Genomic DNA, 24,828 nt, shown 5'->3' on the forward strand with positions numbered 1-24,828 from the left:
CATTGCCCCATCACTGCGGCGAATAACTTACGTAGCCGGGGTCTCATTACCTTTTTCAGGCCCAGGCAGTTCAGTGCTGTGCTTGCGCTTGTTGCCCATGCGCACGCCGATGTCCATCAGGAACTGGAAGAAACCTTCCTGATCCTCCAGCACATTGCTCCAGAACGGCGAGTGATACAGCGCCACGGCGCCATGCACCAGGGCCCAGGCGGCGCAGTAGTGGAAATACGGCGGCACGTCTTCAAGCTTGCCTTCACTGATACGCCCCTTGATCAGCAGGGTCAGGCGTTCGAAGTTCGAGGCGCGGATCTTGTGCAGCTCCTCGACCATTTCCGGCACCTGGTGCCCCTTGACCACCTTCTCTTCCAGGCGGTCGAACAGGCGGTAGCGCTGCGGGTCACGCATACGGAACTCGAAGTAAGCGCGAGACAGCGCTTCCTTGTCCTTGTCGACATCGGCCGAGTGCAGCAGCTCGTTCAAGTCGCGCTCGTAGTCGAGCATCAGGCGCAAGTAGATCTCGGCCTTGGATTTGAAGTGCTTGTAGATGGTGCCCTTGCCGATACCCACGGCATCCGCAATCATCTCTACCGTGACGCTGTCTTCGCCCTGTTCGAGGAATAACTTGAGTGCGGTGTCGAGAATTTCCTGCTCACGGCGGCGAAACTCACGGACCTTACGGGGTTCTTTGTGCATGAGGAAGAAGTCTGCAAAGGTCGGAATAGGGAGGGTTGCGCAGGGCCACAGATACGTGGCGATACGATTTACCCGATGCGAGGGATTATCCCGACTGAACGGTCGTTGGGCAATGTCTATGTGAACCCGCGATGCACTTAACTTTCAATATGCCAACGTTTTTATCGATATCAGTCAGAAATAGACGCGCCGCCTGAAGCTGCCCACCTGCTCAATGAGAACTCAAGCTAAGCGGGCGTATTCCAAATCTGTTTAAAAAACGATCAGATCTGACTGGACTGAATCGGATACTGATCAATACTTCAACTGTCGCCGCGACATCTCCCCCAAGTGACGCGACGACCTGGGTACCGACGGACTGCGTGCCCTTGTTTTACTCCTAATGGTCTTAGCCCGGATTCACCCCCCAGAACCCGGGTTTTTTTTGCCTGCGATTCAGCCGTGCTATCCGGCTACATGGGCCAACGGAAACAGGCGTTTGAAGTTTTCGGTGGTCTGCTCGGCGAAGCGCTCGTACGACTCGCCGCGCAGCATCGCCAAGTAATCGGCCACGTCACGCACATATTCAGGCAGGTTTGGCTTGCCGCGGTGGGGAATAGGTGCCAGGTACGGCGAGTCGGTTTCCACCAGCAGGCGGTCGGCTGGCACTTGGCGAGCCACGTCGCGCAGCGCGTCGGCGTTGCGAAAGGTGACGATACCCGACAGGGAAATATAGAACCCCAGGTCCAGAGCAGCCTTGGCCATGTCCCAGTCTTCGGTAAAACAATGCAACACACCGGCCTGCGGCAGCGCGGCTTCGCGCAGCAAGGTCAAGGTATCGGCGCGGGCACCCCGGGTGTGGACGATCACCGGCTTGCCGGTCTGCCGGGCGGCCTGCAAGTGCAGGCGGAAAGAGGCCTGCTGCAACTCGGCGGCTTCAGGCTCGTAGTGGTAGTCCAGGCCGGTTTCGCCAATGGCCACCACCCGTGGATGGTTGAGTTCGCCCAATAGCCAATCCAGAGCCGGGGCTTCGCCGGGCTTGAGGTCCAGCGGGTGGATGCCCACCGAGCAATCCACATCGGCGTAGCGATCAGCCAGGGCTTTGACGTCGCCGGCGTTTTCAGCGCTGACGCCGATGCACAGAAAGTGCCCTACCCCACGCTGGCGTGCAGCTTCAAGGGCGGCGTCGAGGGAACCGCCGTGCTGGGCAAGGTCAAGGCGATCAAGATGGCAATGGGAATCTACGAGCATAGGAAGTCAGGGCTTAATTCACAAAAAGGGTCTGGCCGACCATACACCTGTCGGCCGCGAAAATTAACGGCGCCCGAGCAGGCCAACCCACTGCACCAGCAGCGCCTCAAGCAACAGCACGCGGTTGAGGTTGGCCTTACCGAGTACCTTCTGGCGCTGCGCGAGGATCCAGTCCTGAATATTCAGCACTTTGTCCTGGGCACTTTTCTGCGCCAGGTATTGCACCACCTTGCGCATATCCGCCAGGCCAAGGCCGTTTTCATCCTGGGTCAGTTGGTAGCGCAGGATCAGGCTGGACCAGTCGCAGAACCAGTCGAACAACAGCAGCAGGGGAATATCCTTCCAGGCGCTTTCAGCCAGTTGCGTGGCGGACAGCTCCTGCTTGAGCAGCTTCTTCACACCTTCCACAACCAGTGCCCGTTGCTCACGCACGCCCTGGGTTTGCAGCTTCACTGCCGCCAGGGGTGAACCGGCCGCCAGGGTCAACAACTCGACCCGTTCCTGCTCGGTGCACTCCGGCAACGCCTGCGCCAGCCATTGCAGGCTCATGGCCTCGCTCGGCAACGGGCACGCCTGCTGTACGCAGCGGCTGCGAATCGTCGGCAACAAACGGCTGGACTGATGGCTCACCAGCAACAGCACGGTGTCGCCGGACGGTTCTTCAAGGCTTTTGAGCAAGGCGTTGGCGGCGTTGATGTTCATCGCCTCGACTGGCTCGATCAGCACCACTTTGCGCCCGCCCATCTGCGCGGTCTGCACTACGAAGCTGACGAGGTCGCGTACCTGGTCGACCTTGATCGCCTTGTCGGCTTCCTCGGGCTCCAGCACATAGTTGTCCGGGTGACTGCCGGCCTTGAGCAGCAGGCAGGATTTGCACTCGCCACACGCCTGCAGATTGACCGGGCGCTGGCACAACAGGCTGGCCATCAAGCGCTCGGCGAGGTGACGCTTACCGATGCCCACTGGCCCATGCAGCAAATAGGCATGGGCGTGCTGGGCACGACCGGCCAGTTGCTGCCACAGGCTGTCCTGCCACGGGTAGGACTCAGCCACGAGTGCGCTCCAGCAGAGTCGGCAACAGCGCGTCGATGGCCTGTTGCACCTGGTTCAACGGCTGCGCCGCATCGAGCAGGTAATAACGCGCCGGCTCAGCCTTGGCGCGCTGCAGGAAAGCGCTGCGCACCGCGTCGAAAAATACCGGGCCTTCCAGTTCGAAACGATCCAGACGACCGCGAGCGCTGGCGCGGGCCATGCCCACTTCCACGGGCAGATCGAACAGCAGGGTCAAATCCGGACGCACATCGCCCTGTACGAAGGTTTCAAGGGTGGCGATACGCTCTACTGACAAACCTCGGCCACCGCCCTGGTAGGCGTAGGTGGAATCCGTGAACCGATCACAAATCACCACGGCGCCGCGTGCCAGCGCGGGGCGAATCACTTCGGCCAGGTGTTGGGCTCGGGCGGCAAATACCAGCAGCAGCTCGGTGTCCGGGTTCATTGGCTCGTCACCCGGGGCCAACAGCACTTCGCGTATACGCTCGGCCAGCGGCGTACCGCCCGGCTCGCGGGTCAGCACCACTTCAATGCCCTGCGCACGCAGGCGCTCGGCCAGGTAGTCGCGGTTCGTGCTTTTACCGGCACCTTCCGGGCCTTCCAGGGTAATAAACAAGCCAGTCACAGGCAGTCCTTAGTCAGAGTCATTGCGGGCTTTGCGGCGCGGTAGTGTCCGGCGCGGGCTCAATCGGTGCCTCGGCAGGTGCGGTTGCATCTTCCAGCGGTTTCACCACTGGAGCCGGGCTGGAGCGGTAATCGCCACGCCGCTTGAGCTGGAACTCGCGCACGGCGGCATTATGGGCATCCAGGTTATCCGAGAAAATATGGCTGCCGTCGCCACGGGCGACAAAATACAGGCTGCTGCCCGGCACCGGGTTCAGCGCTGCATGGATCGCCTCGCGACCGACCATCGCAATAGGCGTGGGCGGCAGGCCGGCGATCATATAGGTGTTGTAGGGGTTGGCTTCCTTGAGGTGGGCGCGGGTCAACTTGCCGTTGTAGCGCTCACCCAGGCCGTAAATCACGGTGGGATCAGTCTGCAGCATCATGCCGATCTTCATGCGGCGCACGAACACACCAGCAATCTGCCCACGCTCTTGCGGCACGCCGGTCTCCTTTTCCACCAGGGACGCCATGATCAGTGCCTGATAAGGGTCGGTGTACGGCGCATCGTCGGCACGCTTGCTCCACTCCTGGGCGAGCACATCATCCAGGCGGTTGTAGGCTTTTTTCAGGAATTCGACATCGGTCATGCCGCGTACAAAACGGTAGGTGTCAGGGAAGAAACGCCCTTCCGGAAACTCACCCGCATGGCCGAGCTTGTCCATCACTTCGCTGTCAGTCAGGCCAGGAAGGGTCTGTACGATTTTTTCATGCTTGGCCAGGGCGGTGCGCACCTGGCGGAAATTCCAGCCCTCCACCAGGGTCAGGCTGTATTGCACCACTTCGCCGCGCTGCCACAGGCCGATCAAGCCTTCGGCAGTGAGGCCGGGTGTCATGCGATATTCGCCGCTGTGCAGTGGCTGGCCTTCAAGGTTGAAGCGCCAGTACAGGCGTAACCAGAATGCGTCGTCAAGTACACCGTCGGCTTCCAGACGATTGAAAGTACCCGTTGGGGTAGCGCCAGCCGGCACGTCGAGCAACTGCTCCTGGGGCAGCTTCAGGGGCTGCTTGAGGGCAGAGTCGAGTTTCCAGGCCGAAAAGCCCACGAGCAACGCTGCCGAGACCAGGCTGATCTGCAGCAGTAACACCAGTTTTCGTATCAACTCAAATATCCAATAGCGCGCGAACAATACCCTGCAGTTTACGGGTGAGCGGCCCAACCGGCCAGCTCATCGCAGCGCATCCACGCACCGGCCAAATGCCATATACGCTGTTGCAGACGAAGACCTCATCGGCCTGCTGCAACTGCTCAATATCGATATCGGCCACGGCCACCGGGATGCCCAGCGCTTGTGCCTGGGCCAGCAGCTCGGCGCGCATCACCCCGGCCACGCCGCAACGGGTCAGATCAGCGGTTAGTAACAAGCCGTTGCGCACCAGGAACAGGTTGCTGAACACGCCTTCGATCACCCGTCCGGACATATCCAGCATCAAGCCTTCGGCATGTTCGGTATCTTGCCATTCAGCACGGGCGATCACTTGCTCCAGGCGGTTGAGGTGCTTGAGACCGGCCAGCAGCGGCTGCTCAGCCAAGCGCGTGGTACAGGGGAACAGGCGGATGCCTTCGATTGCATGGGCGGGCGGGTAAACAGCGGGCGCACTGCCCTGCAAGATACGACGCACCGGGGCGCCAGGGTTGATGCCATAACCGCGCAGGCTGTCGCCACGGGTGAGGATCAACTTGAGGACACCGTCACCCAGCGCGACGGCGAAGCCAAGCACTTCGTTGCGAATCAACCCGTGATCCGCCACCAGTGCCAAGCGCCTGCAACCCTCTTCCAGGCGTTGCAGGTGACGGTCGAGCAGCAACGGCTGCCCGGCCTTGACGGCGATGGTCTCGAATATCCCATCGCCATACGCCAGGCCACGATCTTTCAGGGGCACGCTGCCCGCTGGCTGACCGTCGACCCAGCTGTGCATCACTCGGCGAACCGGCGGAACACCAGGGAGCCGTTGGTGCCACCAAACCCGAACGAGTTGGAGATCACCACGTCGATCGGCATCGGTTGCGCTTCGTGGGGCACGAAGTTCAGGTCGCAGCCTTCGTCCGGCTCATCAAGGTTGATGGTCGGCGGAGCGACCTGATCCTTGATCGCCATTACACTGAAGATCGCCTCGACCGCGCCCGCCGCACCCAACAGGTGGCCGGTCATGGACTTGGTGGAGCTGACGGCCAGCTTGTAGGCATGTTCACCGAACACCGACTTGATGGCTTCGGCTTCCGCCAGGTCGCCGGTCGGCGTCGAAGTACCATGGGCGTTGATGTACTGCACCTGGTCAGGGTTGACCTTCGCATCGCGCAGTGCATTGGTGATGCAGCGCGCAGCACCGGCACCGTCGGACGGTGGCGACGTCATGTGATAGGCATCGCCGCTCATGCCAAAGCCGATCAACTCGGCGTAGATGGTGGCGCCACGCGCCTTGGCGTGCTCCAGCTCTTCGAGCACCAGGGCACCGGCGCCGTCAGACAGCACGAAGCCATCACGGCCCTTGTCCCATGGACGGCTGGCCCGGGTCGGCTCGTCATTGCGGGTCGACAACGCACGGGATGCACCGAAGCCACCCATGCCCAGGCCGCAGGCGGCCATTTCAGCGCCACCGGCGATCATCACATCCGCTTCGTCATAAGCGATGTTGCGCGCCGCCATGCCGATGCAGTGGGTGCCCGTGGTGCACGCCGTTGCGATGGCGTAGTTAGGCCCTTGTGCACCCAGGTGGATGGACAGGAAGCCGGAAATCATATTGATGATCGAACCGGGCACGAAGAACGGTGAAATTCGACGCGGGCCGGAATCGTGCAGCGTGCGGCTGGTTTCTTCGATATTGGTCAAACCGCCAATCCCCGAACCCATAGCCACGCCGATGCGGTCACGGTTGGCGTCGGTGACTTCCAGACCGGCGTTGCGCACCGCCTGAAAACCGGCTGCCAAGCCGTATTGAATGAACAGGTCGAGCTTGCGGGATTCTTTGATCGAGAGATATTCCTCGACATTGAAGCCCTTTACCGAGCCGCCAAAACGGGTGGAATAGGCAGAAAGGTCCGTGTGTTCGATCAGACCAATACCACTGCGGCCAGCCAGAATGCCCTGCCAACTGCTCGGCACATCCGTACCCAGTGGCGACAACATACCCATACCGGTGACTACGACGCGTCTACGCGACACAGCACTCTCCTTTTTCTAATGACGACACTTCGATTCGCAGCTTACTTTTCATCACCGCCTAAAGAAAAAACCGCACGCCGTTACAGCAGTGCGGTTTTTCCCTGACAGCAAGCGACGACTACAAACTATTACGCCTGGTGGCTGGTAACGTAGTCGATGGCAGCTTGAACAGTAGTGATTTTTTCAGCTTCTTCGTCCGGGATTTCGGTCTCGAATTCCTCTTCCAGAGCCATCACCAGCTCAACGGTGTCAAGGGAATCGGCACCCAAGTCTTCTACGAAGGAAGCAGTGTTGACCACTTCTTCTTCCTTAACGCCCAGTTGCTCGGCAACGATTTTCTTGACGCGCTCTTCGATGGTGCTCATACCTTGTTTAACTCCTAATGGACAAATTCAGGCAGCTGGCCAGTGGGTAAGTGTATAGAAAGCCATTTCAGCTTTTCAACTGAAAGCTTCACCCTGTACCCGGTCGGCCACCTGCCTATAAATTAAGTTGCAGCTTTATAACGGATTTTAGACAGCTCGTATGACATTTTTTTGAAGCGATCCGTCACAATTTAACTCATGTACATCCCGCCGTTCACCGGGATTGTAGCCCCAGTCACGTATGCCGCACCGTCGGATGCCAGGAAAGTGACCACATTCGCGATCTCTTGAGCCTGGCCCAGACGGCCCAGCGGAATCTGCGTCAGCAACGCTTCACGCTGTGCTTCCGGCAGTTCGCGGGTCATATCGGTGTCGATGAACCCTGGGGCCACCGAGTTGACCGTAATCGACCGCGAACCGACTTCACGTGCCAGTGCACGGCTGAAACCTTCCAGCCCGGCCTTGGCGGAAGCGTAGTTTACTTGGCCTGCGTTGCCCATGGCACCCACTACGGAGCCAATATTGATAATTCGGCCCCAACGCGCCTTGGTCATGCCGCGCAAAACACCCTTGGACAGGCGGAACAGACTGTTCAGGTTGGTATCGACCACGTCGTACCACTCGTCGTCTTTCATGCGCATCATCAGGTTGTCACGGGTGATACCGGCGTTGTTCACCAGAATCGCCGGCGCACCGAACTGTGCAGTGATCTCGGCCAGTACGGCAGCCACGGACTCATCGCTGGTCACATTCAGCTCAAGGCCGGTGCCCTGCACGCCGTTTTCCTTCAGGGTCGCGGCGATACGCTCGGCGCCCGAGGCGGAAGTGGCGGTGCCGATCACAACGGCGCCCTGACGGCCCAGCTCCAGGGCGATCGCCTGGCCAATGCCACGGCTAGCGCCGGTAACCAGTGCAACTTTACCTTGCAGACTCATGCAGGCTTCTCCTAAGTACGGGATTCAGGCCAGTGCCGCGCGAGCGGCAGCGAAGGCTTCAGGGGTATTGAGGTTGGCGGTCGACACACCGTCGGCGCAGCGCTTGTTCAGGCCGGCCAGGACTTTGCCCGGGCCACACTCGACCAGCTCAGTGGCGCCATTGGCGGCCAGGGTCTGGACCGATTCAACCCAGCGTACCGGCTTGTACAGTTGCTCCAGCAGGTCGCGCTTGAGGGTGTCGAGGTCGGCGGCCACGGCCGCGCTGACGTTCTGTACCAGCGGGATCTGCGGCGCTTGCCAGTTGATGGCCGCGATAGACTCGGCAAAGCGCTCGGCAGCCGGGCGCATCAGTTCACAGTGGGACGGCACGCTCACCGGCAACGGCAGTGCACGCTTGGCACCCCGGGCCTTGCAGCCTTCGATGGCGCGCTCAACAGCCGCCTTGGCGCCGGCGATCACCACCTGGCCCGGGGAGTTGAAGTTCACCGCGCTGACCACTTCACCTTGCGCCGCTTCGGCGCAGGCCTCGATTACTACCGCATCGTCCAGGCCCAGGATCGCGGCCATGCCGCCCTGCCCAGCCGGAACGGCTTCTTGCATCAACTGGCCACGACGCTCGACCAGCTTGACCGCTTCACCAAGGGTCAGGCTACCCGCCGCCACCAGGGCGCTGTATTCGCCCAGGCTGTGTCCGGCAACAAATGCCGGACGCGCCCCACCTTCTGCCAGCCACAAGCGCCACAGGGCGATCGAAGCGGTCAGGATGGCCGGCTGGGTTTTATCGGTTTGATTGAGCTGCTCTTCCGGCCCCTGCTGGGTCAGCGCCCACAGGTCGTAACCCAGGGCATCGGAAGCTTCCTTGAAGGTATCCAGGACCAGCGGGTATTGCGCGCCCAGCTCGGCCAACATGCCGAGGGACTGCGAACCCTGCCCTGGAAAGACGAATGCGAGGGATGTAGACATGTAACAAGCCCCTAATGATCTGGTCGTCAAAAATGCGCACTCCAACGTTGGGAGCGCGCGAAACTGACAGATTGGATGGTCAATTGAACTGGCCGGTCACATTTAAGCACTCCCGGGCCAATTCGCCTAAGGCAACAGATCCTCAAGACGGCCGTGCAGGCGTTGCGGCAGGTTTTCCTGTATCTCGATCAACGCCCGCGCAATCGCACTTTGAACCCCCTGCACGCCGGCCGAGCCGTGGCTTTTGACCACAATGCCCTGCAAGCCGAGAAAGCTCGCTCCGTTGTGCCGTGCCGGTGCCAGGTCGGCCTGCAAGCGGCGCATCAACGGCAGCGCCAGGGCACCGACCATGCGCGATACCAGGCTCTGCTTGAACAAGGCTTCGATACGCGTGGCAATCATGGTTGCCAAGCCCTCGCTCGACTTGAGCAAGATGTTGCCGACAAACCCGTCACACACCACTACGTCGGCTTCACCACGGTACAAGCCGTCACCTTCGACAAAACCTATGTAGTTCAAGCCCGGCGCGCCTTGCAACAACGTGGCGGCGAGCTTGACCTGCTGGTTGCCCTTGATGTCCTCGGTGCCGATATTCAGCAGGGCGACCCTTGGCCGGGCTACGCCCAGCGCTTCAGCGGCCACCGAGCCCATCACGGCGAACTGCAACAGGTGCTCGGCACTGCAATCGACATTGGCGCCCAAGTCCAGCAACTGGCAATAGCCCTTCTGCGTCGGGATCGCCGCCACCATCGCCGGGCGGTCGATACCCGGCAAGGTCTTGAGCACATGCCGCGACAAGGCCATCAACGCCCCTGTATTACCGGCACTGACACAGGCTTGCACCTTGCCATCACGCAGCAGCTCAAGCGCCACACGCATTGAAGAGTCGGGCTTGCCGCGCAAGGCTGCGGCCGGCTTTTCATCCATGCTGATGGTTTCGCTGGCGGGCGTAATGGTCAGGCGCGCGCGATCCACCGCCGGATGGCTGGCAATCAGTTCTTCAAGAAGGGTAGGTTGACCGACGAGGGTCAGGTGCAGCGAGGGCGTAGCAGACAGGCTGGCAATGCAGGCCTGAACAATGCTGCGGGGACCGAAGTCCCCGCCCATTGCGTCAATCGCGATGACTTGGGCAGACAAGTGATTACTCGTCAGCGCCCTTGTCGATCACTTTACGGCCACGGTATACGCCTTCTGGCGATACGTGGTGACGCAGGTGAACTTCACCAGTGGTCTTTTCCACGGACAGGGTGCTAGCCTCGAGAGCGTCGTGCGAACGGCGCATGTCACGGGCGGAGCGGGATTTTTTGTTCTGCTGAACAGCCATAATTGATTAACTCCTAAACGTTTGGGTCACGCTTTAACTGCGCCAATACACTGAACGGGTTGGACCGCGTTACCTCGTCCTCGCTCGGCTCGGCCTCGTCATCGAGACCCTCCGGCTGCTGGCATTCTTCCGGATGATGAGCAGGCACAATGGGCAAGGCGAGCAAAAGCTCCTCCTCGATCAGTGCATGCAGATCCAATGGATCTTCGCCCAGTTCCAGCACGTCATAACCTTTCGGCAACGACTGGGTATTCGCACCCTCTTTCACCACAGCATAACTGCATTCGCTGTGGATCGGCAGGGTGACCAGCTCAAGACAACGCTGGCAAACCATTTTGACTTCGGTGTCGATAAAGCTGTGGATTACCACAGACTTACGTTCATCTCGTTCAAAAACGAATTTAGCCTGCACCGTACCGACAGTGTCGGAAAGCGGGTCGCAGAGTCTCTCCAAATCGGCCAGCAGCACTTCACCTTGAAGGGTGGTGCCACGATCAGCCAATTTGCGCGGGTCAACGTGAGGTGGAATCGGGTCATTCAACATAGGCGCAGCATTATAGGGATGCACCCAGCCATGTCAAAGGAAATTCAGCCCTGTGCGTCAGCCGGTCGCGTCGCTAGAATCGGTGACTGCCTTGAGGAGACGTATATGCTGCCTTTATTACTCGCGTCCAGCTCGGTTTATCGCCGGGAATTACTGAGCCGCCTGCACCTGCCTTTCACCTGCAGCTCGCCGGATATCGACGAAAGCCACCGCCCGGACGAATCCGCCATCGAACTGGTCAAGCGCCTGGCCGAAGAAAAAGCCCGCGCCCTCGCCGCCAGCCATCCTGGCCATTTAATCATTGGCTCTGACCAGGTCGCTGCACTGGAAGGCCGGATCATCGGCAAGCCTCACACCTTTGAAAACGCCCGCGAGCAATTGTTGGCGGCCAGCGGCAAGCGTGTGAGCTTTCTTACCGGGCTGGCACTGCTCAACAGCAACACAGGGCATTGCCAGGTCGACTGCGTGCCTTTCACGGTAACCATGCGCGAGCTGGATGCAGAGCGTATTGAGCGCTACCTGCGGATCGAGCAGCCCTATGACTGCGCGGGCAGCTTCAAGGCCGAGGGGCTGGGCGTGAGCCTGTTTCAAAGCACCGAAGGGCCGGATGCGACCAGCCTTGTCGGGCTGCCGCTGATTCGGCTGGTGGATATGCTGCTCGCCGAGGGCGCGCAAATCCCTTAAATACACCACCGGCCAAATGTGGGAGGGAGCAGGCCCCTCCCACCTTTTGATCTACAGCAGGCTCGGGGTATCAGCGTAGCGTCGGGCCTTGGAAGCCCATGTACAGGGCTAGCTTCTCAGCCACGCTGGCGCCGAGCTTTTTGGAGAAGCGATCAAACGGCGATTCCTCGACCGTAAAATCCACCAACTCCTTCTCGCCAACCACATCCCGCGCCACCGAGCTGGCACTGCCCAATCCGTCAATCAAGCCCAGCGGCAACGCCTGCTCGCCTGACCACACCAACCCGGAGAACAATTCCGGATGGTCTTTATCTTTCAGACGATCCCCACGGCCCTGCTTGACGCTGGCAATGAACTGGCGATGAGTGGTATCGAGCACGCTCTGCCAGAACGCGGTTTCATCCGCCTTCTGCGGCTGGAAAGGATCCAGGAACGCCTTGTGCTCACCCGAGGTGTAGGTGCGACGCTCCACCCCCAGCTTCTCCATGGTGCCGACAAAACCGTAACCGGCCGCCGTCACACCAATGGAGCCCACCAGGCTGGCCTTATCGGCATAGATCTGGTCAGCGGCACTGGCGATGTAATAGGCCCCCGAGGCGCCCAGGTCGGAAATTACCGCGTAGAGCCTGGTATCCGGATGGAGTGCGCGCAGCCGGCGAATCTCGTCATACACATAGCCCGACTGCACAGGGCTGCCGCCAGGACTGTTGATACGCAGGATCACCCCCTTGACCTTGGGGTCTTCGAAGGCGGCGCGCAGGCTGGTGACGATATTGTCGGCACTCGCGGGCTCCTTGTCGGCAATCACACCGCGCACCTCGATCAGGGCGGTGTAGTGACTACCGCGGGTAGCGCTTTTTTCCATATCCATCAGCGGACTGAACAGCGCCAGCATCCCAAGTAGGTAAACAAAGGTCAGCAGCTTGAAAAAAATCCCCCAGCGCCGCGAACGACGCTGCTCCTGGACACTGGCCAGGAGGGTCTTCTCCAGCAGTTTCCAGCTTTTATCATCACTGCTTTCGGCCTTTTCGGGCGCTTTCCACTCGTCACTCATGCCATCAACCCCAGCAAAGACTTATCGGGCCCGGCTGAGCCAGGCCTGCAATTCAGAAAAATGATCAATCGTGAGCCTCGGCTCGTATTGCTGCAACGCCTCCGCAGCCTGGGCGCCATAGCTGACCGCTACGCTGTCCATGCCAGCATTGCGCGCCATCATCAGGTCGAAAGATGCATCACCCACCATCAATGCCTGGCGCGGCGATACACCGCAATGATCCAGGATCTGCTCCAGCATCAGAGGATGGGGCTTGCTGGCGGTTTCATCGGCCGCACGGGTGATGTCGAAATAGTCTTCCCAGCCATGCGCCTTGAGCACCCGATCCAGCCCGCGACGGGCTTTTCCGGTGGCGACCGCCAGCTGATAGCCCTCGGCACGCAAAGCCTGCAGCGACTGCACCACACCGTCAAACAGCGGCGAAGGCTCGGCCTCCAGCGCAATATAGTGATCGGCGTAATGCTCGCGGAACGCTATCAGCTCGTCGTCGGCAATTTGCGGATAAAGCGTGCGGATTGCTTCAGGCAAGCCCAGACCAATGATGCCCTTGACCGCGAGGTCGCTGCACAACTCAAAACCCGAGCGAGTCGAAGCCATATGCATCGACTCGACAATCCGACCAATGGAATCGCACAGCGTCCCATCCCAATCGAAGATCAGCAGCTTGTAGTCAAGGTGCGACACTCAAACGCTCCACGGTCTTGGCCCACATCTCGTCGACCGGCGCCTGCAATTTCAGCTCGCCACCATCGGGCAGCGGCACGGTGAGCATGTAGGCGTGCAGGAACAGACGTTTACCGCCCAGATCGCGGATCTCCTTGGAGAAACCCTCATCACCGTACTTGGTGTCACCGGCAATGCAGTGCCCCGCGTGCAGGGTGTGCACGCGTATCTGGTGGGTACGACCAGTGACCGGCTTGGCTTCGACCATGGTGGCGAAGTCGCCGAAGCGGCGCAGTACCTTGAACAGGGTCAGGGCTTCTTTGCCCTCCTCGTCCACCTCGACCATACGCTCACCGGAACGCAGGTTGCTCTTTTGCAGCGGCGCACGAACGCTCTTGATCGAGCTGGCCCAATTGCCACGCACCAGCGCCATGTAGCGCTTGTCCACCCCGTCGCCACGCAGGGCGGTGTGCAGGTGGCGCAACATGCTGCGCTTCTTGGCGATCATCAACAGGCCGGAGGTGTCACGGTCCAGGCGATGGACCAGCTCCAGCTCCTTGGCATCCGGGCGCAACTGGCGAAAGGCTTCGATCACGCCGAAGTTCAGGCCGCTGCCGCCGTGAACTGCAATGCCGCACGGCTTGTTGATCACGATCAGTTTGTTGTCTTCGAAGACAATCGAGGCTTCCAGGCGCTGCAACAGCCCCTGGGCCAAGGGCACAGGCTCGTCGCGCTCAGGCACGCGTACGGGCGGCACACGGACAATATCGCCCGCCTGCAACTTGTACTCAGGCTTGATCCGCCCCTTGTTCACGCGCACTTCGCCTTTACGCAAAATGCGGTAAATCAAGGTCTTGGGCACGCCTTTGAGCCGGGCCAGGAGAAAATTGTCGATGCGTTGGCCGGCATATTCCGGCGAGACCTCAAGCAGCTGGACGCTGGGGGTCGGGGGGGTGGTAGTCGTCATGGCCGCGATGATAACAATTTTTTATGGAATTGAAGCACTTAATCATTGCTGCTATAGTCGCGAACGCCGCCAAAAGCGGCCTGGACAGAGGACATGCGGCAAATTGCCGGCCCTGACCATCGCAATTCATCAGGACGCGAGGCCGTCCTACGGGGCTTCGGCCACCTTGGAAGGCTCGGGATTGTAACAAGCGCAGGTGACATGAGGCCTGAAGCGAGTGCAAAAAGCAGAGTGAATACTCGCGTTTTGCGCCGATATTTACGGCCAGTTCACAAAGTGCAGTCAGTCTTGAGCCAGACCATGGCAGATGCTTCGGAAACAACGCCTGTTAAGAGCTGAGTGAGAGCGCAGTCGCCCACACCTAGTCTTGTTTAGCCATGAGCGTGGACTCCCCATTGGAGCCCACGGTAAATGCCAACCCGCTGCGGATTCTGCGCGCGGCAGCACCCGAATTATCAGGGATACGTGTAGGGTGGAGATGCACAACCGTCGGACTGTGTAGCACTAGGCTTGTTTCAGACGCTTCATCTCGTCCACAGTCGCCGGTTGATTCCTCCTCCTGACCTTAGCTTTTGTTGAAGTGGTGCCTTTGTCACCACCGCTAACGAGCAGGACGCGTCCGTCGCGATACCGGCCCAATTGGCAGGTTTTGCTGGACACTGGAGTGGCCAACCACTCTTGACGCACCTGACACCGACCGTGAGAAGTCGTGTGTGCCGAACGCCGTTTCCGGCAGCCCGGAAACCGACGGTACAACATGAAAAGAATGCTGATTAACGCAACTCAACCCGAAGAGTTGCGTGTTGCACTGGTAGATGGCCAACGCCTCTACGACCTGGACATCGAATCCGGTGCACGCGAGCAAAAGAAGGCCAACATCTATAAAGGCCGTATTACTCGCATCGAACCAAGCCTTGAGGCTGCCTTTGTCGATTTCGGCTCCGAGCGCCACGGCTTCCTGCCCCTCAAAGAAATCTCCCGCGAATACTTCAAGAAAGCCCCCGAAGGCCGCGTGAACATCAAGGACGTCCTGAGCGAAGGCCAGGAAGTCATCGTCCAGGTCGAGAAAGAAGAACGTGGCAACAAGGGTGCTGCCCTGACCACCTTCATCAGCCTCGCTGGCCGTTACCTGGTCCTGATGCCGAACAACCCGCGTGCCGGCGGTATTTCCCGTCGCATCGAAGGCGAAGAGCGCAACGAACTGCGCGAAGCGCTGAACGGCCTGATCGCACCGGCCGACATGGGCCTGATCGTTCGCACTGCCGGCCTGGGCCGCAGCAGCGAAGAAATGCAGTGGGACCTCGACTACCTGCTGCAACTGTGGACCGCTATCAAGGAAGCGTCCCTGGACCGTTCCGCGCCGTTCCTGATCTATCAGGAAAGCAACGTGATCATCCGCGCCATCCGCGACTACCTGCGCCAGGACATCGGCGAAGTGCTGATCGACAGCGTTGAAGCCCAGGACGAAGCCCTGACCTTCATCCGCCAGGTAATGCCGCAGTACGCCAGCAAGATCAAGCTGTACGAAGACAGCGTGCCGCTGTTCAACCGTTTCCAGATCGAAAGCCAGATCGAGACCGCCTTCCAGCGCGTGGTCGAACTGCCTTCCGGTGGCTCCATCGTGATCGACCCGACCGAAGCTCTGGTGTCCATTGACATCAACTCGGCACGTGCGACCAAAGGCAGCGACATCGAAGAAACCGCCCTGCAGACCAACCTGGAAGCGGCTGAAGAAATCGCCCGCCAGCTGCGCCTGCGTGACATCGGCGGCCTGATCGTGATCGACTTCATCGACATGACCCCCGCCAAGAACCAGCGCGCCGTGGAAGAGAAAGTCCGCGAGTGCCTGGAAGCCGACCGTGCCCGCGTACAAGTGGGCCGTATCTCGCGCTTCGGCCTGCTGGAAATGTCCCGTCAGCGCCTGCGCCCGTCCCTGGGTGAGAGCAGCGGTATCGTGTGCCCGCGTTGCAACGGCACCGGTATCATCCGTGACGTTGAATCGCTGTCCCTGGCGATCCTGCGCCTGATCGAAGAAGAAGCCCTGAAAGACCGCACCGCCGAAGTTCGCGCACAAGTGCCGATCCCGGTTGCCGCCTTCCTGCTCAACGAAAAACGCAACTCGATCACCAAGATCGAACTGCGCACCCGTGCTCGTATCGTCATCCTGCCGAACGATCATCTCGAGACGCCGCACTTCGAAGTACAGCGCCTGCGTGATGACAGCCCGGAAGCCCATAGCGGGCAGTCCAGCTACGAAATCGCTGCTGCCGCGGCCGAAGTGGAAGAAGTTCAGCCCGCCGCCGCGACCCGCACCCTGGTTCGCCAGGAAGCCGCCGTCAAGACCGCGCCGGCACGTGCCAACGCACCGGTCCCGACCGAAGCCGCCGCCCCGGTTGCCGCACCGGCCGCCCTGCCTGAGCCAAGCCTGTTCAAGGGCCTGGTGAAGTCGCTGGTCAGCCTGTTCGCCACCAAGGAAGAGCCTGCCGCCCCGGTTGTGGTTGAAAAGCCTGCCACCGAGCGCCCGGCGCGCAACGAAGAGCGTCGCAACGGCCGCCAGCAGAGCCGCAACCGCAACGGCCGCCGTGACGAAGAGCGCAAGCCTCGCGAAGAACGTGCACCGCGTGAAGAACGCGCCCCCCGTGAAGAGCGTGTTCCTCGCGAAGCCCGTGAAGAAACCCCGGCCGTAGCCCGCGAAGAACGTGCACCGCGTGAAGAGCGCGCACCACGTACCCCGCGTGCCCCGCGCGAAGATCGCAAGCCGCGTGGCGAGCGTGAAGAGCGTGTGCGTGAACTGCGCGAGCCGCTGGATGCGGCACCTGCCGTTGCTGCTGCCGCTGCCGCAACCACCGAAGAACGCCCGGCCCGCCAGCCGCGTGAAGAGCGTGCCCCACGTGAAGAGCGCCAGCCGCGCCCACCGCGTGAGGAGCGTCAACCACGCGCCGAGCAAGCCGCTGCCGCCAGCGAAGAAGAAGTACTGACCGGCGAAGAGCAACTGCAGGAAGACGGCCAGGACAACGCCGAAGGCGATCGTCCACGCCGCCGCTCCCGTGGCCAGCGTCGTCGCAGCAACCGTCGTGAGCGTCAGCGTGACGCCAACGGCAACGTGATCGAAGGCTCGGAAGAAGCCGGCGAAAACGCAGAAGTTGCCAGCAACGAACCAACGGGCGCCGAACTGGCTGCCGGCTTGGCCGTTACCGCTGCCGTGGCCAGCTCGGTCATCAGCGCACCTGCTGAAGCCCAGGCTCACGAGCAAGCCGAGCGTGCTACCGCCGCCGTCGAAGAAACTGCTGCCGTAGAAACACCCGTTGTCCAGACCCCAGTGGTTGAAACGCCGGTTGTTGAAGCGCCAGTTGTTGAAGCCACGACCCCTATCGAAGCCCCAGTGGTTGCGCAAGTGGAAGTTGCTCCGGTTCGCGACGCACAGCCAGAAACCGAAGTGGTTGCTGTTGAGCCCGCACCGGTTATCGAGCCTGCACCAGTGGTTGAAGCGGCCGTAGAAGCACCGGTTGCCGAAGAAGCCGCCCCGGTTGTGCGTGAAGTTCGCGAAGAACAGACCGCCTTCCAGTGGACCGCTGAGCCAGCTGCCCCGGTTGAAGCGCCAACGCCTGCCCCTGCGGTAGAAGAAGCGCCTGCGCCGGTTGCTGAAGTCGTCGCCGAGCCAGCCCCAGTGGTTGAGCCGACGCCGGTTGTGGAGCCTGCACCCGTGGTTGAAGTTGAAGCCCCAGTGGTTGCCGAAGTGTCCGCCCCTGTAGTTGAAGCTGCACCTGCCAGCGCCCTTACCGAAAATGGCCGTGCGCCGAACGACCCGCGTGAAGTGCGTCGTCGCCGCAAGGAAGCCGAAGCAGCTGCCGCAGCGGCTGCCCAGGCGGTAGAGCACAAGGCCGTGGAAGAAGAGCCTAAACCCCTCGTCTGATTCCATCAGCCACTAAAAAGCCCCGCCTGAGCAATCAGGCGGGGCTTTTTTATGGCTACTTGGAATGCCAGCTCCCACACTTAACCTGCAGTAAAACTCAACCGTTGCGGCACATCCACATCCCAAAGCACACCAGGATCATCTACCTGCACCTCTCGCACCTGTGTTTGTGCGAACAACGGCCTGGCCCCACGATCCCCACCAAGAGCCATCAGCGCCGGCCCAAACGTGTGATCGAAAGCCACCGGGTGCCCATACTGCCCGGCAGATACCGGCACAGTGATGCCCTCCACGCTGGCAATAACCCGCTCGATACTCGATGACTGGATAAACGGCATATCTCCCAACACCACCAGCCACCCATCCGCTGCACCGCTGGCCTTGACCGCCGCCGCAATGCTGTCGCCCATCCCGCTCGAGTCCAGCAGTACAACCTGACAGCCATAAGCCTCTGCCAGGCGGATAACCTCCCCGCGCCCCGGCGACGTCACCAGCCAGCGCGTTACAACACGCTCAGGCAAGTTGCGCAGCACCTGCTCGATGACCGGCCGGATAACGCCATCCAGCCCCACGCAAGCAGCCAGTAACTTGTCTTGATCCGCCCCGGCTTCGGCGCGAAAGCGACTGCCCTGCCCCGCTGCCAGCACAATCGCTGTAACGGTCACTGCGCCGCTACCGCCAGGGGCTTTTTCTGCATCGGTGCCACGCCGTTCTTGATCGCGACAATTTCCGCCATCAACGACAGGGCAATCTCCGCCGGTGTATGGCTGCCGATATGCAAACCAATCGGCCCATGCAAGCGCGCAATCGCATCCGCCGACAAGCCCAGCGCCGCCAGGTTCTCCCGGCGCTTCTGGGTATTGACCCGCGAACCCAGGGCGCCGATGTAGAAGGCAGCGGAGTTCAGCGCCGTCAGCAGCGCCATATCATCCAAACGCGGATCATGGGTCAGGCAAACGATGGCCGTGCGCTCATCGGTGTGGATGTTCAACACCGCCTCGTCGGGCATACCAGGCACGAAGCGGCCATGTTGCTCTTCCCAGCCGTAGACGAACTCTTCGCGGGGGTCGCAGATCAGCACTTCGAAATCCAGCAAGCGCGCCATTTCGGCGACGTAGCGCGACAGTTGCCCGGCGCCGATCAGCAACAGCCGCCAGCGCGGGCCGTAAATGGCGCGCAGGCGTTCGCCGTCGAAGCTCACCACATCAGTCTTGCTCGCAGCGCTCAGGGTTACCGCGCCCGTGGCCAGGTCCAATTCACGTGCGACGACCTGGTGGTCTTCACAGCGCGCCAACAGTTGCTCGACCCAGGCCCAATCATCCACCCGCTCTTCGGTCAGGCGCAGCGTGCCGCCACACGGCAAGCCAAAACGTGCCGCTTCGTCGCGGGTGACGCCGTAGGTCACCAGTTGCACTGGTGGTCCGTCGTCCGCCAGCCGCCCGTCCTGCAGGCGTGCGATCAAGTCATCTTCGATACAGCCTCCGGACACAGAACCAATGACCACCCCGTCGCCACGCAAGGCCAGCATCGCCCCCGGAGGGCGCGGCGCGCTGCCCCAGGTCTGTACCACGCTGTACAACACCACGCGCTGCCCGGCGCGGCGCCATTCCAGGACGCTACGCAGGACATTCAAATCCACACTGTCCATCAAACCTTCCTGCCAGCGTTGAAGAATCGTCGTTTACTGTAAAGCAAAATAATCAAAAAGTGGCCGCGCACAAACGCAAACGCCCCGAACCAGTCGGGGCGTTTGCCAATTGCCTTGGCGTCAGATCACGCCATCAGCGGCTTACTTGACCACAGGGGCAGGGCCTTCGGCCACACCCAGGTCATCGAGCTCGCGGGTTTCGGAGATACCGGTACCACCGGATGCCAGCTCGCTTTGCAGCTTGTCGGTGTCCAGCTCCTTGACCCACTTGGCCACAACGATGGTGGCTACGGCGTTACCCACCAGGTTGGTCAGGGCACGGGCTTCGGACATGAAGCGGTCGATACCCAGGATCAGCGCCAGGCCGGCAACCGGCAGGTGGCCGACAGCCGACAGGGTGGCAGCCAGGACGATAAAGCCCGAGCCAGTCACACCTGCAGCGCCCTTGGAGGACAGCAGCAGCACCAACAACAGGGTGATCTGATGGGTGATGTCCATGTGGGTGTCGGTCGCCTGAGCGATGAACACGGCAGCCATGGTCAGGTAGATCGACGTACCGTCGAGGTTGAAGGAGTAACCGGTTGGAATCACCAGGCCAACGACGGACTTCTTCGCCCCCAGGCGCTCCATCTTGATCAGCATACGCGGCAGTGCGGATTCGGAAGACGATGTACCCAGTACGATCAGCAGCTCTTCACGGATGTAGCGAATCAGTTTCAACACGCTGAAACCGTGAGCGCGGCAGATTGCACCCAGTACCAGCACGACGAACAGGATGCACGTGATGTAGAAGCAGATCATCAACTGGCCCAACTGCACCAGCGAACCCACACCGTAGGCACCGATGGTGAACGCCATGGCGCCCAGGGCACCGATTGGCGCGAGCTTCATGATCATGTTGATGATGTTGAACATCACGTGGGCGAAGCGATCGATGAAGTCCAGCACCGGCTTGCCGTAGGCACCCAGGCGGTGCAGAGCGAAACCGAAGATCACCGAGAACATCAGCACTTGCAGGATGTCACCGTTGGCGAAGGCGCCGACGATGGTGTTCGGGATGACGTTGAGGATAAAGCCGACAATGCTCTGGTCTTTACCGGCGGTGACGTAGGCCGCCACTTTGGAGGCGTCCAGGGTGGCGACGTCGATATGCATGCCGGCGCCCGGCTGCACAACGTTGACCACGACCAGGCCGATCAGCAAGGCGATGGTGGACACGATTTCGAAGTACAGCAGTGCGTAGCCACCGGTTTTGCCGACCGATTTCATGCTTTGCATGCCAGCGATACCGCTGACAACGGTGCAGAAGATGATGGGGGCGATGACCATTTTGATCAGCTTGATAAAGCCGTCACCCAGTGGCTTGAGGGCCACGCCGGTCTGCGGGTAGAAGTGGCCGAGCAAAATACCGATAACGATTGCAACGATCACCTGGAAATACAGGGATTTGTAGATTGGCTGACGAGTCGTCATTGCAAAGTTCCTCAATCGTCCCGTGTGGCAAATATCCGCCATTGCCCACGACACTTGAATTGCGAACCCTCCTGCACTGGAGGGATTTGTTGTTTGCGAAGCCTGTAGGAGAAAGCCTGCGCTGCAATCCCTATCGCAAACAGCGTGCCACTTTGCTTAAACACCCTGAAGGCCCTTCGACATCAGGGCCTGGCGTTTATTGGCGCGCTTGAGCCGTGGAACAAGGTGGCGGATTTCCGCCCGCCCATCCCGTCTCGTCCTACAATTTGGCGGATATCCGCCTTGCCGTCGCGCCGGGGGCTGACTACCATCCGCCACTCCATGGATGAGGCCCTTTCATGCGTGAACGTACCATCGCCAGTCACTACGCCCGAGCCGCCCTCGGCGGTGCGCGTCGTGTGGGTTACGACTACTCAGGGCTGTTGCAGCAGGTGGGCATCAGCCCCGAACTGCTGACCGAGCCCCGCGCCCGTATCGCACCGGAGCAATTTACGCGGTTGCTGCAAATGCTTTGGCTGGGGCTGGATGACGAATACCTGGGGTTCGCCGAAGGCCCGAGCAAGCGTGGCACCTTCGCCATGATGTGCCACGCCCTGATCCACTGCCGCACGCTGGAGAAGGCTCTGGAACGCGGCTTATTGTTTTATAGCCTATTCCCACAGGGCCCGCGCTGGCAGCTGACGAAAGAAGGCGATATGGCGCGGCTGAGCCTGGATGACTCGCAGCTATGGGACCCGGATCACTTCCTCAGTGAATGCCTGCTGGTGATCTGGCATCGCCTGGGCAGTTGGCTGATCGGCCAGAGAATCCGGCTGCAACAGGCCACCTTCAGTTACCCGATGCCGGACCATGCTGGCGAGTACGACCTGCTGTTCCCCTGCCCCTTGGTGTTCGGTGCGCCGACCAGCAGCCTGGTGTTTCCCAGCCGCTACCTGAGCCTGCCGTTGTTGCAGGATGAACGCACTCTCAAGCATTTTTTGCAGCGCTCCCCTGCCGACTTGCTGTCGCGCCCGGATGAAGGCGACAGCCTGAGCAGCCAGTTGCGCCGCTTGCTCAGCCGCGACCGCACGCCCTGGCCGGACCTGGAAGCCGTCGCCCAGCATTTGCACATCAGCCCGCAAACCCTGCGCCGGCACCTGCGCGAAGAAGGCAGCAGTTTTCAGGCTCTGAAGGATGAGTTACGGCGAGACATCGCTATCTATCACCTGGGACGGGCGGATTTGTCTTTGCAGGAAATTGCCGAACAGTTGGGGTTCTCCGAACCGTCGGCGTTTCATCGGGCGTTCAAGAAATGGACGGGGTTGACGCCGGGGGCCTACAGGGCGCAGGAGAGTTAAAGGTATAGCGCCTGGGAGGGCCTCTTCGCAGGCAAGCCAGCTCCCACAGTTGATCGGGTTTACAAAATCTGATGTGTGAATACATTCAATTGTGTGGCTTGCCTGCAATGAGGCCAGTGCAGATCACAAGGCCGGAAAATGAATCCTGAACGCAGCCCCCCCTAACGCTGAATCCCCCAACGTCAAACGCGCGTGATAGCTTTCGATGATGTCCTTGACCACCGCCAACCCGATGCCCTGCCCCGGGTGCTGGCGGTCCAGACGCTCGCCCCTTTGCAGGATCCGGGCGCGCTGGTCCGGTGGCACGCCTGGGCCATCATCTTCGATACACAGCTCAAGGCCGTCCAGGTTTTCCACCAGGCTGATTCGCACTTGCTTGAGGCACAGGCGATAGGCGTTTTCCAGCAGGTTGCCGAGCATTTCGAGCAGCGCGCCTTTCTCGATGGGCACGTCGCACTCAGGTGGCAGATCAAAGGTGACGGTGACACGCTTGTCGCGGTAAACCTTCTCCAACGTATCGCACAGGCTTTGCAGCACGGGCTCCAGACGTACCTGGTGACGCACCAGCCCGCTTTTACGCAGGCTGGCACGCTGCAATTGGTAGCCGATCTGCTGGCTCATGCGCTCAATCTGCGATTGCAATACCCACGCCTGGCTGCGCTCTTCGGGACGCTGGGCCATGTCTTCGCTCACCCCCTGCAAGACCGCCAGCGGGGTTTTCAAACTGTGGGCCAAGTCATCAAGGGAGTCACGGTAGCGCGTACGCTGCTCGCGCTCGCTGTGCAACAAACGGTTGAGCGAGCCGGTCAGCCGCAACAGTTCGCGGGGATGTTCTTCACTGAGGCTTTCGCGGGTACCGCCTTCGATCTGGTCAAGTTCCTGGCTCAGGCGCCGCAAGGCTTGCAGACCCCAGGTCAGGCCCAGCCACAGCAGCGTCAACAGCACCAGCAGGGCCGCGCCGAATCCCAGGTAAAGGTTCTCGCGCAAGCCTTCGAGGGTCAGTTGGTACTCACGCACCGGTTGCAGGGCGACGATACTGAAGGCGGCGCTCTTGCCCCCCAGCAACCGGACCTCGACGTCATACACGAAGAATTCCTGGCCATTGGCCTCGCGGATGCGCGCAAACTCATTACCGCGCCCGTCGTAGCGCGGTTTGTAGTTAATGTTTTCTTCCTGGGTCGCCCGCGAACGCCACACCAGATGGCCTTCGCGGTCGTAGATATAGCCCAGCAGGCGGCTGTCGGTAAGGTTGAAACGTTCGTCAGGCAACTGCGCCGGCATCAGCAGGCGGTTATTTTCCACCCGCGCCGCAGAAATCAGGGTGGTCACATCCGACGCCAGACGCTGCTCGATGGAATCCTGCAGCGCCAGGCTGAAGGCGCCTTGCATGGCCGGCAACAAGCCGAGCATAAACAGCACGGCCAGGGTGGCGGCCGCCAGCATCAGGCGCACACGTAACGAGCGAATCAACGGCAGCGCTCATTGAACAGGTAACCCAAGCCGCGCACGGTATCGATCGGCTTGAACCCGGCGGGGCCTTCCAGTTTGCGGCGCAGGCGACCGACCAGCACTTCGATCACGTTCGGATCGCGCTCGTCGTCATCAGGGTAGAGCTGCTCCATCAAGCGATCCTTGGCCACCACCTGTTGATGATGACGCATCAAGTACTCAAGGATCCGATATTCGTAGGCGGTCAACGCCAGCGGCTGTTCATCCAGGGAGGCCTGCTTGCGGTTGAGGTCCAGCAGCAACGGCCCGGCGATGATGGTGGACTGGGTAAAGCCGCTGGAGCGGCGCAGCAAGGCATTCATGCGCGCCTCCAGCTCTTCGAACTGGAAGGGTTTGACCACGTAGTCGTCGGCACCGGCCGCCAGGCCTTCGACCTTGTCCTGCCAGTTGCCGCGAGCGGTCAGGATCAGGATCGGGAAAGTCTTGGCCTGGGTACGCAATTGGCGGATCAGGTCCAGGCCGCCCATGCCGGGCAGGCCAAGGTCGATGATCGCCAGGTCATGGTTGAACTGGCCGGTCTGGTACAGGGCTTCCTCGGCATTGGCCACGGCTTCGACCACATGCCCACTGTCGGTCAGGCGGGTAAACAGGTGATGACGCAGCAGCGCCTCATCTTCCACCACCAGCAATTTCATAAGGCTCTCCA

Annotated in this window: 24 protein-coding genes; 3 read left to right on the top strand and 21 right to left on the bottom strand. The window is 60.7% G+C overall.

What is annotated here, in order from left to right; all coding sequences use genetic code 11:
* Nucleotides 1–27: 27 nt before the first annotated feature.
* The 13 genes from IH404_RS21335 to IH404_RS21395 all read right to left on the bottom strand — a co-directional run bounded on the left by IH404_RS21335 (nucleotide 28) and on the right by IH404_RS21395 (nucleotide 10,934).
* Nucleotides 28–693: a TetR/AcrR family transcriptional regulator gene (locus tag IH404_RS21335; RefSeq protein ID WP_005790517.1), complete on the bottom strand. Its 666-nt coding sequence runs from the start codon at nucleotides 691–693 to the stop codon at nucleotides 28–30.
* Between the two features lie 444 nt (nucleotides 694–1,137).
* The gene (locus tag IH404_RS21340) at nucleotides 1,138–1,923 is read right to left on the bottom strand and encodes a TatD family hydrolase (protein WP_005790519.1); all 786 of its coding nucleotides are present in this window, start codon (nucleotides 1,921–1,923) and stop codon (nucleotides 1,138–1,140) included.
* Between the two features lie 63 nt (nucleotides 1,924–1,986).
* Nucleotides 1,987–2,976: a DNA polymerase III subunit delta' gene (locus IH404_RS21345; RefSeq protein WP_005790520.1), complete on the bottom strand. Its 990-nt coding sequence runs from the start codon at nucleotides 2,974–2,976 to the stop codon at nucleotides 1,987–1,989.
* Complete coding sequence (tmk, locus tag IH404_RS21350; RefSeq protein WP_122732276.1) at nucleotides 2,969–3,601, bottom strand: dTMP kinase; 633 nt, start codon at nucleotides 3,599–3,601, stop codon at nucleotides 2,969–2,971. Before tmk ends, IH404_RS21345 begins: the two co-directional genes overlap by 8 nt.
* 19 nt (nucleotides 3,602–3,620) lie before the next feature.
* Nucleotides 3,621–4,742, bottom strand: a complete 1,122-nt coding sequence (mltG, locus tag IH404_RS21355) for an endolytic transglycosylase MltG (RefSeq protein WP_005790524.1) — start codon at nucleotides 4,740–4,742, stop codon at nucleotides 3,621–3,623.
* 1 nt (nucleotide 4,743) lies between these two features.
* A complete protein-coding gene (gene pabC / locus IH404_RS21360; protein ID WP_005790526.1) occupies nucleotides 4,744–5,559 on the bottom strand; it encodes an aminodeoxychorismate lyase in 816 nt (271 codons plus the stop codon).
* Nucleotides 5,559–6,803 (bottom strand): beta-ketoacyl-ACP synthase II, encoded by a 1,245-nt coding sequence (gene fabF / locus IH404_RS21365; protein WP_005790527.1) that lies wholly within the window; start codon nucleotides 6,801–6,803, stop codon nucleotides 5,559–5,561. Before fabF ends, pabC begins: the two co-directional genes overlap by 1 nt.
* 128 nt (nucleotides 6,804–6,931) lie before the next feature.
* A complete protein-coding gene (acpP, locus tag IH404_RS21370; RefSeq protein ID WP_003175607.1) occupies nucleotides 6,932–7,168 on the bottom strand; it encodes an acyl carrier protein in 237 nt (78 codons plus the stop codon).
* A 191-nt stretch (nucleotides 7,169–7,359) separates the two neighbouring features.
* Nucleotides 7,360–8,103 carry a 3-oxoacyl-ACP reductase FabG gene (gene fabG, locus IH404_RS21375; RefSeq protein ID WP_005790544.1) on the bottom strand — a complete coding sequence of 248 codons (744 nt, stop codon included), beginning with the start codon at nucleotides 8,101–8,103 and terminating at the stop codon, nucleotides 7,360–7,362.
* Between the two features lie 24 nt (nucleotides 8,104–8,127).
* Complete coding sequence (gene fabD / locus IH404_RS21380) at nucleotides 8,128–9,066, bottom strand: ACP S-malonyltransferase (protein WP_005790546.1); 939 nt, start codon at nucleotides 9,064–9,066, stop codon at nucleotides 8,128–8,130.
* A gap of 126 nt (nucleotides 9,067–9,192) precedes the next feature.
* Nucleotides 9,193–10,203, bottom strand: a complete 1,011-nt coding sequence (plsX, locus tag IH404_RS21385; protein WP_194438973.1) for a phosphate acyltransferase PlsX — start codon at nucleotides 10,201–10,203, stop codon at nucleotides 9,193–9,195.
* Between the two features lie 4 nt (nucleotides 10,204–10,207).
* Nucleotides 10,208–10,390 (bottom strand): 50S ribosomal protein L32, encoded by a 183-nt coding sequence (gene rpmF / locus IH404_RS21390; protein ID WP_003179396.1) that lies wholly within the window; start codon nucleotides 10,388–10,390, stop codon nucleotides 10,208–10,210.
* 13 nt (nucleotides 10,391–10,403) lie between these two features.
* Complete coding sequence (locus tag IH404_RS21395; RefSeq protein ID WP_005790551.1) at nucleotides 10,404–10,934, bottom strand: YceD family protein; 531 nt, start codon at nucleotides 10,932–10,934, stop codon at nucleotides 10,404–10,406.
* A 105-nt stretch (nucleotides 10,935–11,039) separates the two neighbouring features.
* Here IH404_RS21395 and IH404_RS21400 point away from each other — a divergent pair, with 105 nt between their 5' ends.
* A complete protein-coding gene (locus IH404_RS21400) occupies nucleotides 11,040–11,618 on the top strand; it encodes a nucleoside triphosphate pyrophosphatase (protein ID WP_005790553.1) in 579 nt (192 codons plus the stop codon).
* A gap of 70 nt (nucleotides 11,619–11,688) precedes the next feature.
* Here the strand turns inward: IH404_RS21400 and IH404_RS21405 are convergent, their stop codons facing one another.
* Genes IH404_RS21405 through rluC form a run of 3 tightly spaced genes read right to left on the bottom strand, consistent with a single transcriptional unit; the run spans nucleotide 11,689 to nucleotide 14,302 of the window.
* Entirely contained in the window at nucleotides 11,689–12,672 is a 984-nt protein-coding gene (locus tag IH404_RS21405; RefSeq protein WP_005790554.1) for a S49 family peptidase, read from the bottom strand.
* Between the two features lie 21 nt (nucleotides 12,673–12,693).
* On the bottom strand, nucleotides 12,694–13,356 hold the full coding sequence (locus tag IH404_RS21410) for an HAD-IIIA family hydrolase (RefSeq protein WP_005790556.1): 663 nt from the start codon (nucleotides 13,354–13,356) through the stop codon (nucleotides 12,694–12,696).
* Nucleotides 13,343–14,302 (bottom strand): 23S rRNA pseudouridine(955/2504/2580) synthase RluC, encoded by a 960-nt coding sequence (rluC, locus tag IH404_RS21415; RefSeq protein WP_005790558.1) that lies wholly within the window; start codon nucleotides 14,300–14,302, stop codon nucleotides 13,343–13,345. Before rluC ends, IH404_RS21410 begins: the two co-directional genes overlap by 14 nt.
* A gap of 766 nt (nucleotides 14,303–15,068) precedes the next feature.
* Here rluC and rne point away from each other — a divergent pair.
* Nucleotides 15,069–18,215 carry a ribonuclease E gene (gene rne, locus IH404_RS21420; RefSeq protein WP_194438975.1) on the top strand — a complete coding sequence of 1,049 codons (3,147 nt, stop codon included), beginning with the start codon at nucleotides 15,069–15,071 and terminating at the stop codon, nucleotides 18,213–18,215.
* 80 nt (nucleotides 18,216–18,295) lie between these two features.
* Here the strand turns inward: rne and IH404_RS21425 are convergent, their stop codons facing one another.
* The 3 genes from IH404_RS21425 to IH404_RS21435 all read right to left on the bottom strand — a co-directional run bounded on the left by IH404_RS21425 (nucleotide 18,296) and on the right by IH404_RS21435 (nucleotide 21,336).
* Nucleotides 18,296–18,880 (bottom strand): nucleotidyltransferase family protein, encoded by a 585-nt coding sequence (locus IH404_RS21425; protein ID WP_005790562.1) that lies wholly within the window; start codon nucleotides 18,878–18,880, stop codon nucleotides 18,296–18,298.
* Complete coding sequence (locus IH404_RS21430; protein ID WP_194438976.1) at nucleotides 18,877–19,863, bottom strand: XdhC family protein; 987 nt, start codon at nucleotides 19,861–19,863, stop codon at nucleotides 18,877–18,879. The genes IH404_RS21425 and IH404_RS21430 overlap by 4 nt, the downstream gene beginning before the upstream one ends.
* A gap of 141 nt (nucleotides 19,864–20,004) precedes the next feature.
* On the bottom strand, nucleotides 20,005–21,336 hold the full coding sequence (locus IH404_RS21435) for a dicarboxylate/amino acid:cation symporter (RefSeq protein WP_003189258.1): 1,332 nt from the start codon (nucleotides 21,334–21,336) through the stop codon (nucleotides 20,005–20,007).
* Between the two features lie 338 nt (nucleotides 21,337–21,674).
* On the opposite strand from IH404_RS21435, the gene IH404_RS21440 reads away from it, so the two are divergent.
* Entirely contained in the window at nucleotides 21,675–22,673 is a 999-nt protein-coding gene (locus IH404_RS21440) for an AraC family transcriptional regulator (protein ID WP_005790566.1), read from the top strand.
* Nucleotides 22,674–22,796: 123 nt separating this feature from the next.
* Here the strand turns inward: IH404_RS21440 and IH404_RS21445 are convergent, their stop codons facing one another.
* Together IH404_RS21445 and IH404_RS21450 are read right to left on the bottom strand one after the other, a co-directional pair.
* Complete coding sequence (locus IH404_RS21445; protein ID WP_005790567.1) at nucleotides 22,797–24,143, bottom strand: ATP-binding protein; 1,347 nt, start codon at nucleotides 24,141–24,143, stop codon at nucleotides 22,797–22,799.
* Complete coding sequence (locus tag IH404_RS21450; protein WP_005790569.1) at nucleotides 24,140–24,817, bottom strand: response regulator; 678 nt, start codon at nucleotides 24,815–24,817, stop codon at nucleotides 24,140–24,142. The genes IH404_RS21445 and IH404_RS21450 overlap by 4 nt, the downstream gene beginning before the upstream one ends.
* Nucleotides 24,818–24,828: the final 11 nt, after the last annotated feature.

Source organism: Pseudomonas sp. OST1909, from assembly GCF_015277575.1.
In the GTDB taxonomy this organism is placed as follows: Bacteria; Pseudomonadota; Gammaproteobacteria; order Pseudomonadales; family Pseudomonadaceae; genus Aquipseudomonas; species Aquipseudomonas synxantha_A.

Bases quoted from the DNA above. Each gene is read 5' to 3' on its own strand.
- IH404_RS21335 (WP_005790517.1), bottom strand. From the start codon at position 693: ATGCACAAAGAACCCCGTAAGGTCCGTGAGTTTCGCCGCCGTGAGCAG.
- IH404_RS21440 (WP_005790566.1), top strand. From the start codon at position 21,675: ATGCGTGAACGTACCATCGCCAGTCACTACGCCCGAGCCGCCCTCGGC.
- IH404_RS21340 (WP_005790519.1), bottom strand. From the start codon at position 1,923: ATGCTCGTAGATTCCCATTGCCATCTTGATCGCCTTGACCTTGCCCAG.
- IH404_RS21430 (WP_194438976.1), bottom strand. From the start codon at position 19,863: ATGGACAGTGTGGATTTGAATGTCCTGCGTAGCGTCCTGGAATGGCGC.
- rluC (WP_005790558.1), bottom strand. From the start codon at position 14,302: ATGACGACTACCACCCCCCCGACCCCCAGCGTCCAGCTGCTTGAGGTC.
- IH404_RS21450 (WP_005790569.1), bottom strand. From the start codon at position 24,817: ATGAAATTGCTGGTGGTGGAAGATGAGGCGCTGCTGCGTCATCACCTG.
- fabD (WP_005790546.1), bottom strand. From the start codon at position 9,066: ATGTCTACATCCCTCGCATTCGTCTTTCCAGGGCAGGGTTCGCAGTCC.
- rpmF (WP_003179396.1), bottom strand. From the start codon at position 10,390: ATGGCTGTTCAGCAGAACAAAAAATCCCGCTCCGCCCGTGACATGCGC.
- IH404_RS21400 (WP_005790553.1), top strand. From the start codon at position 11,040: ATGCTGCCTTTATTACTCGCGTCCAGCTCGGTTTATCGCCGGGAATTA.
- fabG (WP_005790544.1), bottom strand. From the start codon at position 8,103: ATGAGTCTGCAAGGTAAAGTTGCACTGGTTACCGGCGCTAGCCGTGGC.
- acpP (WP_003175607.1), bottom strand. From the start codon at position 7,168: ATGAGCACCATCGAAGAGCGCGTCAAGAAAATCGTTGCCGAGCAACTG.
- IH404_RS21435 (WP_003189258.1), bottom strand. From the start codon at position 21,336: ATGACGACTCGTCAGCCAATCTACAAATCCCTGTATTTCCAGGTGATC.
- IH404_RS21405 (WP_005790554.1), bottom strand. From the start codon at position 12,672: ATGAGTGACGAGTGGAAAGCGCCCGAAAAGGCCGAAAGCAGTGATGAT.
- pabC (WP_005790526.1), bottom strand. From the start codon at position 5,559: ATGCACAGCTGGGTCGACGGTCAGCCAGCGGGCAGCGTGCCCCTGAAA.
- rne (WP_194438975.1), top strand. From the start codon at position 15,069: ATGCTGATTAACGCAACTCAACCCGAAGAGTTGCGTGTTGCACTGGTA.
- IH404_RS21395 (WP_005790551.1), bottom strand. From the start codon at position 10,934: ATGTTGAATGACCCGATTCCACCTCACGTTGACCCGCGCAAATTGGCT.